Consider the following 12851-nt stretch of genomic DNA (forward strand, 5'->3'; position numbering starts at 1 on the left):
CCCTTGGCTTGTAGGCTCTTGCGAATGGACCAGCAAACTGACCCGCCGTGCTATCGTTTGGTTGTGTCTTAGACTGGATAAACCCATCCTTAAGCTTACCAACAAAGACTACCAGGACAACGGGTTGGAAGAATTACTGTCAATCTACGGATCGGCATACAACGTAAATATCAAGATCTTCAACGATCTTCAACATACCATTACCGGCTGGCCGGGAGGTAAACCCAATGCCGACGATACAAACCGTCCGGAACGTGCCAACCCTTATCCGAAAAACGTTATTGTGTTCAGTCCTCACCCCGATGACGATGTGATCTCTATGGGAGGAACATTCCGCCGTCTGGTAGATCAGAATCACGATGTACATGTTGCTTATCAGACATCAGGTAATATTGCAGTAGGCGACGAAGAAGTGATCCGTTACGTGTCATTTATGGAAGACGTACGCCAACGCTACACACCGGAAGATATGGTTATGAAACAAAAATATGCTGAGATTCTTCAGTTTCTGCTTCACGACAAGAAAGCCGATGATATGGATACACCGGATATTCTGTTTATGAAAGGACATATCCGCCGTCAGGAAGCCAAGACAGCAGACCGCTATGTAGGCATCAAGGACGAGAACGTTAAGTTCCTGGATCTTCCATTCTACGAAACAGGACGTATCCAGAAGAACCCGATCTCAGAAAAAGACGTACTGATCGTCAAAGAATATATCGAGTCTATCAAACCTAACCAGATTTTCGTGGCAGGAGACTTAGCCGATCCACATGGTACACACCGTGTTTGTCTGGATGCTATCCTTGCAGCTATTGATGAACTCAAGGGCGAGAAATGGCTGGAAGACTGCCGTATCTGGATGTACCGCGGTGCATGGGCAGAATGGGAGATCGACCATATTGAGATGGCAGTTCCTATCTCACCGGAAGAACTCCGTTCTAAACGCAACTCAATCCTGAAACATCAGTCACAAATGGAAAGTGCTCCATTCTTAGGAGATGACGAACGTCTGTTCTGGCAACGTTCGGAAGACCGTAACAAAGCAACAGCAGAACTTTATCACAAGTTAGGCTTAGCTAGCTACGAAGCTATCGAAGCATTTGTTCAGTACAGACCTTTATAATAAAGAAAGTAAAAGCATAAAATACATAAAAGTATAAAAATACAGAAAATACAATGAGACTAATCATTCAGCCTGACTATGCTCAGTTGTCGCAATGGGCAGCCAATTATGTCGTAAGCCGTATCAACGAAGCTAAGGCTAAAGGTAAGAAACACTTTGTACTGGGACTGCCAACCGGTTCATCGCCGATGGGTATGTACAAGGCTTTGATCGAACACTACAAAGCAGGACGTGTTTCCTTTGCTGACGTTATTACCTTCAATATGGATGAATACGTGGGCTTAGCCCAAGATCATCCGCAGAGTTACTACTCGTTTATGTGGAACAATTTCTTCAATCATGTGGATATCAAAGCTGAGAATGTAAACATCCTCAATGGTAACGCAGAAGACCTGACAGCAGAATGCGAAGCTTACGAAGCGAAGATGAAAGCTGTTGGAGGTGTTGACCTGTTTCTTGGAGGTATCGGTCCTGACGGACATATTGCTTTCAACGAACCGGGATCATCACTGACATCGCGTACGCGTATCAAGACACTGACTCAGGATACGATCATTGCCAACTCGCGTTTCTTTGATAATGATATCAACAAAGTGCCTAAGACATCGGTAACGGTGGGTGTTGGTACGGTGATGGATGCTAAAGAAGTATTGATCATGGTCAATGGTCATAACAAGGCACGTGCGCTTCATGAGGTGGTAGAGGGTGCTATCAGTCAGCAATGGACAATTACTGCGCTGCAGATGCATCAGCATGCGATTATCGTGTGTGATGAGATGGCTTGTTTCGACTTGAAGGTAGGTACTTACAACTACTTCAAGGATATTGAGAAAGAGAATCTGAACCCCCAGACATTGTTGAAATAAATTTTCAACTTATTATAGAAAAACGGCTATCAATTGATAGCCGTTTTTTGTATATCTTATTATTTCTTCTTAAACCTTAATCTGTATTATATCTTTAAGATTCGTAGAATAACATTTAGACAAGTGTTGTTGTCGTACATAATCCCGATAGCCTGTACCTTGGACTGCTAATTTTATAATATCACGACCATTTTGAGAAGTAATATTATCTAAAGCCTTGGATAATTGCTGCTGTTTATACCTATCCTTTGGATCAAATAGGTCGCGTTGAATATAACTATCACTCAATATATCGGCTAATACAACACCTGCACGTTTATATTGAAATCCTTCGAGATATATTAAATCTAAAGCCTTACGACAATAGCTAATAATTTCGGCTGTGTCCGCTGTATAAAATGATAACGGCAGCATTTTTGATGGTAAATACGTGTCATTTGTAAATCTACTTGTCTGTGCAAAAACATAGATGGCTTTTGTTACTGATTTTTGCTTACGAAGCTTTGAGGCGCAATGCGAGGCTAATTCTGCAACAGCACTCAATAGCAGATTATAGTCTGTTATAGGTTGACCAAAGCTACGCGATGTACATATTTGTTTTTTATCGTCCGATAAATCATCTTTTTCAATACAAGGAATACCATGTAGTTCCAACCAAGTACGCTCTCCTACTACTGTTAATTGATTACGCACCCAAGCTCTACTCTTCTGAGTTAAGTCATATGCTGTATATATTCCTAAGTTTTCTTCCAGTTTTTTTCGGCTTCGTCGACCAATACCCCACACTTCACCAATAGGTGTTTGTTGAAGGGCTTTAATACGTTTCTCTTCTGTATCTATCAAACAAATATCTTTATAACCTCTATATTTTTTAGCAAAACGATTTGCTATTTTTGCCAATGTCTTAGTCGGAGCAACTCCTATAGAAACAGGGATTCCTGTCGATTTTCGAGTCTTATGTATAATCTCTTTGCAATAAGTATGTAGATTTTCTTCTATTCCATCCAGATGTAAAAAAGCTTCATCAACTGAGTATATCTCCATATCAGGAACAAATCCGGAAAGTATAGACATAACTCTTTCAGACATATCGCCATATAATGTAAAGTTCGTAGAATAAACCGCTACCCCATATTTTTTTATCTCTTCTTGTATCTGAAAAAATGGCACTCCCATTTTAATTCCCAAAGCTTTAGCCTCATTGCTTCTCGAAATAACACAACCATCATTATTACTTAATACAATAACAGGACGATTATTCAACGATGGATTGAAAACCCTTTCGCAAGAAACATAGAAATTATTACAGTCAATAAGTGCGTACATAATTGCATCTACAATTGCTGATCATAAATAAATATAGTATCTCCTTCCAGCCAGACTTTCAAATTCAGATTTGAATCCGAAGAGAACTTCTGATAACTTGTATCTGGTATAAACCAATTAGGTAAATTATCCGGAAGAATCCATTCAGAGGTATCAATATGCAACTCGTTAAAAGAAATCAATTCATTCCACCAAGAGTCAGATACAATGAGCTTCAAATAGGCTTCATATTCTAGTGTAAAATGAGCAGAACGCCAATATCGTCCTTTAATAGCCTTTACTTCATTATTATCTAATGGAATTTGTGTCCATAGCTTAAAAGCTTTATCTGCATCTTCTGTATTGATAGAAATACAACTTGTATGAATAAAGATGATCAAAAAAATAGTTATATATTTTTTCATATTCAAATATCTATTCGGTATAGAACATGTTCTTTCAATTTATTTCCATCAGATATTGCAGGGTGCATAAAATTACAAACTTTTTGCATTCCAATCTTCTTCATTACATTCTCCGAGCGTTGATTTAGCTGCGAAGTAAAAGAGTACACTTCTTTTAAGCTTAGATTCTTCTTTGCATAATTAAGGCAGGCTTTAGCTGCTTCCGTAGCATATCCTTTTCCCCATACATCATGTGTATATCTCCAACCTATTTCAATACAAGGAGTAAAATTAGTATTCATCACTGTATAATGGAATCCTGTAAAGCCAATAAATCTTTTTGATTCTTTCAGCTCTACAGCATACAATCCATATCCACGTTCTTCGAACTCATGTTTTATCCTTTCGAAGAATTGTCTTGATTCATAAAGGGACAACATCTTAGGAAAGAATTCCATTGTTACCGGATCTTGATTCATTTGTTGAAAGACAATAAGATCACTTTCTTGCCAATCTCTCAAGATTAGTCTCTCCGTTTCAATATATATCATACATTCAATTTTTCAACCATCAAATTCGCCACAATCTTGAACTGAAAATTTCTTTAAATCCGATGATGTGGTGTAGTAAAGGGCAAATGCAGGAAAACCTGAAGAGTCTCGAGTTATATCTCCTTTTATTTTTAGCGAAAAAATAGGTGCATCGCTAATCTTCTCAAAACACAATTCAATATCGTTTTCTGTTTTTATTCTAAAAATATCTACCCGACTCTCAATCGTTTCATAAGAATAACTTATTCTATCTGTATTCTCTTGCGAACATGCATTGTAAAAAATAATCTCGTTTGGCATTATTATAAAGTCTACCATATTACATGTATAGCAATGACCAGAAAATTCATACCCATATTTAGTGTATGGATCAGTACTTTCATCATCGAATACTTCCAAGCCGACGAGCGTATCGCCTATAATAGAATGAGATAAGTTACCCGATAATAAGACTACTTCAGAAATGATCTTCTCGTCTTTATTGTATTCAGCCTTGACTGTGTCTGCTATTGTAGTAATAATAGAGATTGCTAATATTGCTGTTCCAATTAATTTATATCTCATCATCGTTGTTTCTTTATTGAGTAGGTAACAATTCCCCAAATCAAGAAATCATTATCTTCAGTTACTCGTATCGGTTTATATTTTTCATTCGCAGGAACCAGCCAAATTACTTTTTCTTCGATTTTTATATATTTAATTGTAAATTCGCCATCAACAAAACAGACTGCCATATCTCCATCTTTAGGTTCTAATGACTTGTCGATGATTAGAATATCACCGTCAAATATTCCGGCATCAATCATACTATCACCACTCACCCGTCCATAGAATGTGCTTGATGGATGCTTTACCAATTCTTTATTAAGATCAATAGTCAGGTCCATAAAATCTTGTGCCGGACTAGGAAATCCGGCCTTGATACCTCCATCTGCAATTGGCAATGCTAATTCGCTATTCGTATCAGCCTTATATAAAATCAAGTTTTCTTGTTTCATCAATACAAAGGTAGAGAAGAAAGTGATCTTTTCTCCTTTCAAATCAGTTAAAATATTTCTATTTTTATACAGATAAAATTAAGAGAGAATGCTTCGAGACTTTGCAGCTATAGATTTCGAGACTGCCAACGAGCAGATGTCAAGTATTTGCAGTATTGGTATTGTTGTAGTCAGAAATGGTCTGATTGCAGATCGTTTCTATAGCCTTGTTCAACCCGAACCTAATTATTACAGATATGGCAATAGTCTGATACACGGAATTACTTATGAAGATACAATAAACGAACGCGTTTTTTCGAAAGTATGGAAAGAACTGGATCCTCTTATCAATGGACTACCATTTGTAGCCCATAACAAAGGTTTTGACGAATCTTGCCTGAAAGCTGTATTCAGGACTTATGGAATGGATTATCCTGATTATCTATTTTATTGTACTTTAGCCGAATCTCGTCGTCAACTTAAACATTTACCCAATCATAAACTTCATACAGTAGCCGAAGATTGTGGCTATACTCTTACAAACCATCACAATGCATTAGCCGACGCTGAAGCTTGTGCTGAAATAGCTTTACAATTATTATAATATAGCTTTATTTTCACACCGAAAATAAAAAAGAGAGGCTGATAAATATTTATCAACCTCTCTAACACTAAAATCACCACTAATAAATTAGAACTTGTATTTTAATCCGAATTCGGCAGTAAACGGGCGTATGTATGTTCCAGAGACTACTACTCCTTCTTTACCTACTCTTTCTTTCACTTGTTCATCAGTCAATAGGTCCGTTCCGGAAACTGTACCTTGAGCTCCACGTTGATTCAATAAGTTTACGAAAGTAGCTGATACCTCTAAGTTTTTATTAATATTATAGCTTGCGCCAGCAAATGTTTCCCAACGACTTTTGAATGAAAGTGAGTTAGATAGATTTGCATATTCTTTACTGAAGTAACGAGCACTTGCCCATACTCTGAGTCCTTTCCATTGATAACTAGGATCGATCTCGATCAATACTTTAGATACTCCCTTCACTGTTTTGTCACTGAAATCGTATGCAACAGGCCCTCTACCATCGGCAAAGTCAACTTCTCCTTTATAATTTTTATATTTTGGAGATTGAATTGTCAATAAGAAATGTAGATTGAATCCATTGAAAGGCGATACCATTACATCTGTTGTCCAACCTAATGTTTGAATGTCGTAACTAGCTAAACTTCGTTTCATATTACTTTCAGAAGGATCTGTTGCCGGATTATAAAATGGATTTGTGAAATTCTCAGTCGAACGATACTCATCACGCTTGATGTAAGTGGCTTTCGATACGACACTGAATAATTTATGGTTATAGAAAACTCCGAATCCGGCTCCAGGTATCTTCGATTTCTTCAAATTAGGGTCATTTCCTGCTGAATAATTTTCCAGATGACCAGCTTGCTCATTATAAGTTGCTTCACCTAAAAGTCCAAAGTTTTTTGTCATTTTATAAACTCCACTAATCATAAACGCTTTGTTGAACCAATCCTTTTTAATATCAGTCTTCTTATTTGATAGATATGGAATAATATTCGTTGTATCAATATCTTTGTTATTAATAAAATCTCCTCTTAAGCTTTGATATTCAAATCTGACACCGGCATTCAAAGTTATAACATCCGAAACATCCCATTTATCAGTTACAAATAAAGCTGTTTTGTTCTCTGTTCCATTATGATATTCTGAAATGCCATAATTGTTGCTACCTCCAATAACCTGAGGATTTACTTCAACACTTTGCTTATATGTAACACCTTCTGTAACAAATTTATCGATATCATAGACCCATTGATTCAACCCAACTTTCCATTCATGCTTACCTGATTTTTTACCTACTTCGAATAAGCTAGTTAAAGACTTGATCGGAGTTTTTTTAGATGCCAGAATCATTGCATTTTGCTCGTACGATTTTCTTTCAATGCCTTGATCATCAGTATAAGTACTTTCACTAACACCGGTCATTACTGGCAAGAAATGCCCAGATTTAGCACTATGCAGCCTTACTATATAATTAAAATTCAATCCATTATCAAATTTATTCTTACCTATCAGGTCTATAGTATGTGATTGTGTACTATAATCATCCAAAGCATCACGTTCTGCAATCTTGCCGGTTTTTGCATCTAAGACAGAGAATTTTTGACTAGCAATATAATTATCACTACCAATCTTGAAATCGTCCAATTCCTTTACCGAACCATCCATATAATATTTATATGGTGCATATTGTTGCATAGTCATCGATCTGGAATTGGCATATTTGTAGAATGCTGAGAATGATCCGCTACCATTGCTGAATTTATAATCTTTTGTCAGAGCAACTTTATACAATTGTGTCTGGTCGTTGAAATATCTATCAATATTATTCTTATTCACTTTATAAGTTCCCGGATCGTAATTAACGAATGCCCCTACCGAATATTTGAATCCATTCTTGATAGGTCCGCTCACATTAGCAGTAGCGTTCAACAATCCGAAATGATTGGAATTCAGACCTACATTACCACCAAATTGATCTGTCCCTAGATTGTTATAAGTTCCTACCGAGAATCCAACATCTCCGATGTTAATAGCAGTTTGACCAAGATCCAACAGACTCACGCCATTCGTCATGCCATCCATTCGCCATGCTTTGTAGGGTAGTTCTGGCCAAAAGAAATAAACTACAGGCAGATCATTTTCGAGAACAGTAGTACCTCCAACGCTTGCAGGTAGTCCAATATTCACATTGCGAGGTCCGGCATTAGCCGAAGCTGCATTAAGCATTACATTCCGATCATCGCTTTTTCCTACTGCAGACGTTTTTGTCGAATCGTTCGCTATTTTATCTTGTGCATTGATGCCAATACCAATAGTCGAAATAGCCAAGAATAATCCAATATTTTTAAACAATTTATTCATGATTTCTTATAGATTTAGGGTTATTTTTTTACTCCATATTTTTCTGTGCGAGCATCTTTTATTACACCATTCCAGTTCAGACCATAGGCAAAATCATAACTATTGCCTTCCGAATCTTTATGGCATTCCATATCATATGGTACATCTTCGAATTGTTTTTCTACAGTTGACATATTTGCCGGCATTTGCATTGGCAATAATCCATAAGGCTCGAATTTACCTGATATAATATCCAATACCGATTGTTCTCCAGTCGAGAAACGAACAAGAATACCATCTACATGACTTTCAAATTCATTGAACACCATAGCTCTTGATAGATTGGCAACAACAATAACCGGTTTATCTCCCATTATTTTTTTCGTACTTAATATTGTACTCAAGTCCATAGTATTTGAAGCCGTTACAGTTTTACCTTTATACGATCTGTCTTTTACTGTTGGATCAATTACCGGATCACCCGCTGCAATACTTTTTCCGCGAGCATCGTTTGCTGTATATGTTCCGTACTGAAGTGTAATTGGGACATATCCGTTACCTCCATTTGCTCTATCTTCATTGTCATAACCTCCCCCATCGCTATTAACATATGGACCAGAAACAAATATGATTGAGAAATCTGCTTTAGTAGGATCTTCCGTAACATCATAGTATTTCTTTACAAGATCTAGATCTACAGGATATTGAAGAACTGGTTTTGACCAATTTCCCCACCAATCCTTAACTGCAGGTGTATAGATCTGCGGAATATAAACTGTTTTTCTTTCTTTTATAGGTAATATGTTTTGCTTGTTCTTTAGCATTACGATAGATTTAAGTTGTGCATCGTAACCCTCTTTCATAAATTCAGGGTTACCAACAACCTCTTTTGTTTCTTGTGTATCTAGATACGGATTCTCAAACAAACCAAGACGGAATATATTTTTCAACAGACGAGTCGCCGACTGCTCAAATCTATTTCTCATAAACTTCTTTCCGTGTTCTTTCACTCCCATATTGTATGCTTCAATCACAGGATCTTTTTCCGTATTGCCTCCAAATTGATCCATTCCGGCCATCAAAGCAATATAATGTCTTTCGACAATCGATTTGTCTTCTACTCCCCAAGGCTTTCCTAAAAAATCATTTGGATGTTTCCCTTCATCTCCTGTAATTCCCCAATCCGTACAAACAACTCCATCATAGTTATATTTTTCTCTCAATAAATCTGTTATAATATATTTACTGAAACCATTTGCAAGATTAGTTCCATCTTTAGCTTGATCATAAGATATTGTATAATATGGCATTACTGCTGAAGCCATCTTAGTAGCGCCATCTAGATTGAAAGCTCCTTCGGTAAAAGGTTTTAAATGAGTTTCAAAATTACTTCCTGGATATACTGCAAATTTACCAAATGCCCAGTGTCCATCACGTCCACCTTCTTCAGGACCTCCACTTGGCCAATGTTTTACCATTGCATTAACGCTTTTATATCCCCATCCGTTTGCTATTTCATCTTCACCTGTAGATGTCTGAAAACCATCAATATATGCACGAGCCATATCTGTAGCTAGAGCCGGACTTTCACCGAAAGTCATTCCTGCACGATACCAGCGAGGTTCGGTAGCAAGATCGATCTGTGGAGACAAGGCTGTAGCAATACCTAAAGCACGGTACTCAGCTGCCGCTATTTCTCCAAATCTTTTCACTAGGTCAGGCTCGAAAGTTGCAGCCATGCCTAATCCGTCAGGCCATAATGAAATTTCACCACCTGCACCTGCATTAAATTCGGCTGTAGTAGAACCCGTAACTTGTCCTGAATGACGAGGATCGGAACTATTATTAGTTGGGATACCTAAACCGATTCCTTCAACATAAGCTTGTATTTCATTATTCCACTTTGCTGCTACCTCTGGACTCTGAACACTTACAATCAATACATGACGTAGATTATCGTCTTTTAAAAATTTCTTCTGCTCATCAGTCAAAGACCATGCATCTACATTAGTCTGAGTGAATGGCTTTCCTCCATAGGTTCCTGAAGTAAATCCAAAATCGGCAGCTGGGACTGATTGATGAACACTATATAACATCAAACCTGCAATCTGCTCAACACTCATTTTAGAGGCTAAGTCTTTTGCTCTCATATCAACTGGCAGACGCCAATCTTCATACTTATCGAGCTTTCCATTGCGATTAAGGTCTTTAAATTTAAGATTATCGACTGTCAGAACCTTAACACCAGATTCTTTAGAATAACCTAAAGTGGGTCCTCCATTGTTCTTTACAATTTCAAATTGATTTTGGCTTTGCGAACAAGCACTTACTGATAAAAGTGCTGCGCCAATAAAAACGAGTGCTTTCTTCATAATTGGTATCTTTATATATAAGCTGTGTAACTTTAACGCAAATATAAATCATAAAAAATAAAAAATAAAAATTTATGCGTCACAAAAACACAGATATGTTTTAAAACATATATTTGCGTCATATAAACACAGGTTAATTTTCCTTTATAGATAAGTATAAAGAGCAATATTTACGTATCTTTGTTTACATATGACTTTTGATCAGGTAAAATATATCGAAGGACAAAACAGATCAGTATGAGTATTAAAGACTTATTATATCCGTATACAGCCGAAAACATCCATCCTGGATTTTCAATCGACTGCGTTATACTTTGCTACTACAAAAAGAAGATTAGAGTTTTACTTAGTGTATACTTCAAGGATTATTGGCAGTTGCCAGGAGGCTTTATGCTCAAACATGAAAATTCGGAAGAGGCAGCAAGACGAGTATTAAAAGCTCGTACAGGGCTAGATGATATTTATCTTGAGCAATTTCATTTATTCAGCGATTTAAGCAGACATAAAAAAACTCAAAATATTGATATCATTAATCTTCATGAGACTGAAAACAAATACAATAGTACTGGAGTCGAATGGTTTTATGAACGTTATGTAAGTTTGGGGTATTATGCATTCGTCAAACATGACGATATAGGACTGATATCAACAGGAGATGATAAAACAAAATGGATAGACGTATGTAATTTACCAACTCTATTTCTAGACCATAACGACATCATTAATACAGCTATGATGAAGATTCAAGCGCTGATGCCAATGTTGTCTGTTGCCCAAAAACTACTCCCTGATAAATTTAAAATGAGTGATTTAAGGAGAATATTTGAGATATTTTCGGGACAGACCCTTGACAGACGTAATTTCCAAAGAAAGATAATGGCTAGTGGTAAACTTATCCAACTTGATGAAACAGCAAATTCAAGTCCGTATAATCCTCCAATACTATATTCTTTTAATGAAAATTCAGGAGAAGATGATCATATCAGATACATTTAATAAAAGAATAACTCATTATCCAACTATAATATACTAAATGGCAACACTCGCACCATTTGCTCGTCCACTATATGTAATGCTCAAACCAGCCGGCTCTGTATGTAATTTGGCATGCGATTACTGCTATTACCTAGAAAAGGCAAACTTATATTCGAATAGTTCGAAACATGTAATGAGCGACGAACTTCTAGAAAAATTCATCGAAGAATACATAAATTCGCAAACTACGCCACATGTCATGTTCACATGGCACGGAGGGGAAACTCTTATGCGCCCAATATCCTTTTACAAAAAGGCAATGGAGATTCAGCATAAGTATGCCAATGGTCGGCATATAGAAAACTGTATCCAAACAAATGGAACATTGATAACTGCTGAGTGGTGCAAATTCTTTAAAGAGAATAATTGGCTGGTAGGAGTATCAATAGATGGTCCACAAGAGTTTCACGATGAATATAGGAAGAATAAACAAGGAAGACCCTCTTTCGTCAGTGTAATGAAAGGCATCCACCTATTAAATCAATATAAGGTCGAATGGAATGCACTTGCAGTAGTTAACGATTATAATGCAGATTACCCTCTCGAATTTTATCACTTTTTCAAGCAAATAGGATGTCGTTATATTCAATTCACTCCTGTCGTAGAACGTATTTCGCATCATAATGACGGCAGGCATCTAGCTGCAGTAGAAGAGTCTGATGAGTTACAACTGGCAGACTTCTCCATAGATCCGGAACAGTGGGGTAATTTCCTATGTACTATTTTCGACGAATGGGTTCGAAATGATGTTGGACAATATTATATTCAATTGTTCGATTCAACACTAGCAAACTGGGTTGGTGAACAACCCGGAGTCTGCACAATGGCAAAAACATGTGGACATGCAGGGGTCATGGAATTCAATGGCGATGTATATTCATGTGATCATTTTGTATTTCCTCAATATAAACTAGGAAATATACATTCACAATCTTTAGTGGAGATGATGTATAGCCCTAAACAAATTAAGTTCGGACAAGATAAATTCGATTCACTTCCTCAACAATGCAAGAACTGCAAATACCTTTTTGCTTGTAATGGTGAATGTCCTAAAAATCGATTTATAAAAACATCAACCGGAGAAAAAGGTCTAAACTATCTCTGTAGTGGATACTACAAATTCTTTAATCATATAGCCCCATATATGGATTTCATGAAACATGAATTGCTAAACAAACGTCCTCCAGCCAATATAATGAATGCACTAAAAAATGGTGTCAGTTTATAATATCAGTGAATAACACTCAATATTCAAAATAAAAAAGCCAATATCTACCCATATG

12 protein-coding genes are annotated in these 12851 nt (G+C 36.8%); 5 read left to right on the forward strand and 7 right to left on the reverse strand.

The window, feature by feature from the left end; translation table 11 throughout:
- Both C1A06_RS12720 and nagB read left to right on the forward strand, forming a co-directional pair.
- Window positions 1–1126: PIG-L family deacetylase (locus tag C1A06_RS12720; protein ID WP_185116848.1), on the forward strand; the 1126-nt coding region annotated here is incomplete at its 5' end.
- A gap of 53 nt (window positions 1127–1179) precedes the next feature.
- A complete protein-coding gene (nagB, locus tag C1A06_RS12725; protein WP_101690595.1) occupies window positions 1180–1992 on the forward strand; it encodes a glucosamine-6-phosphate deaminase in 813 nt (270 codons plus the stop codon).
- Window positions 1993–2061: 69 nt separating this feature from the next.
- Here nagB and C1A06_RS12730 read toward each other — a convergent pair whose 3' ends face one another.
- Genes C1A06_RS12730 through C1A06_RS12750 form a run of 5 tightly spaced genes read right to left on the reverse strand, consistent with a single transcriptional unit; the run spans window position 2062 to window position 5250 of the window.
- Window positions 2062–3318 carry a Y-family DNA polymerase gene (locus C1A06_RS12730; RefSeq protein ID WP_101690596.1) on the reverse strand — a complete coding sequence of 419 codons (1257 nt, stop codon included), beginning with the start codon at window positions 3316–3318 and terminating at the stop codon, window positions 2062–2064.
- An 8-nt stretch (window positions 3319–3326) separates the two neighbouring features.
- Window positions 3327–3698 carry a hypothetical protein gene (locus C1A06_RS12735; protein ID WP_145996407.1) on the reverse strand — a complete coding sequence of 124 codons (372 nt, stop codon included), beginning with the start codon at window positions 3696–3698 and terminating at the stop codon, window positions 3327–3329.
- Between the two features lie 26 nt (window positions 3699–3724).
- On the reverse strand, window positions 3725–4252 hold the full coding sequence (locus C1A06_RS12740) for a GNAT family N-acetyltransferase (protein ID WP_101690598.1): 528 nt from the start codon (window positions 4250–4252) through the stop codon (window positions 3725–3727).
- 12 nt (window positions 4253–4264) lie between these two features.
- The gene (locus tag C1A06_RS12745; RefSeq protein WP_101690599.1) at window positions 4265–4819 is read right to left on the reverse strand and encodes a hypothetical protein; all 555 of its coding nucleotides are present in this window, start codon (window positions 4817–4819) and stop codon (window positions 4265–4267) included.
- Complete coding sequence (locus C1A06_RS12750) at window positions 4816–5250, reverse strand: LexA family protein (protein WP_101690600.1); 435 nt, start codon at window positions 5248–5250, stop codon at window positions 4816–4818. Before C1A06_RS12750 ends, C1A06_RS12745 begins: the two co-directional genes overlap by 4 nt.
- A gap of 88 nt (window positions 5251–5338) precedes the next feature.
- Between C1A06_RS12750 and C1A06_RS12755 the strand changes: the two genes are divergently transcribed.
- A complete protein-coding gene (locus C1A06_RS12755; protein ID WP_101690601.1) occupies window positions 5339–5833 on the forward strand; it encodes a 3'-5' exonuclease in 495 nt (164 codons plus the stop codon).
- Window positions 5834–5920: 87 nt separating this feature from the next.
- Here the strand turns inward: C1A06_RS12755 and C1A06_RS12760 are convergent, their stop codons facing one another.
- Together C1A06_RS12760 and C1A06_RS12765 are read right to left on the reverse strand one after the other, a co-directional pair.
- Window positions 5921–8182, reverse strand: a complete 2262-nt coding sequence (locus tag C1A06_RS12760; RefSeq protein WP_101690602.1) for a TonB-dependent receptor — start codon at window positions 8180–8182, stop codon at window positions 5921–5923.
- Between the two features lie 20 nt (window positions 8183–8202).
- The gene (locus tag C1A06_RS12765; RefSeq protein WP_101690603.1) at window positions 8203–10533 is read right to left on the reverse strand and encodes a glycoside hydrolase family 3 protein; all 2331 of its coding nucleotides are present in this window, start codon (window positions 10531–10533) and stop codon (window positions 8203–8205) included.
- Window positions 10534–10770: 237 nt separating this feature from the next.
- Between C1A06_RS12765 and C1A06_RS12770 the strand changes: the two genes are divergently transcribed.
- On the forward strand, window positions 10771–11529 hold the full coding sequence (locus C1A06_RS12770) for an NUDIX hydrolase (protein WP_101690604.1): 759 nt from the start codon (window positions 10771–10773) through the stop codon (window positions 11527–11529).
- 37 nt (window positions 11530–11566) lie between these two features.
- The gene (locus tag C1A06_RS12775; RefSeq protein WP_101690605.1) at window positions 11567–12796 is read left to right on the forward strand and encodes an anaerobic sulfatase-maturation protein; all 1230 of its coding nucleotides are present in this window, start codon (window positions 11567–11569) and stop codon (window positions 12794–12796) included.
- The last annotated feature ends 55 nt before the right edge of the window (window positions 12797–12851 follow it).

The sequence above is a fragment of the Dysgonomonas massiliensis genome, from assembly GCF_900240225.1.
GTDB lineage: Bacteria > Bacteroidota > Bacteroidia > Bacteroidales > Dysgonomonadaceae > Dysgonomonas > Dysgonomonas massiliensis.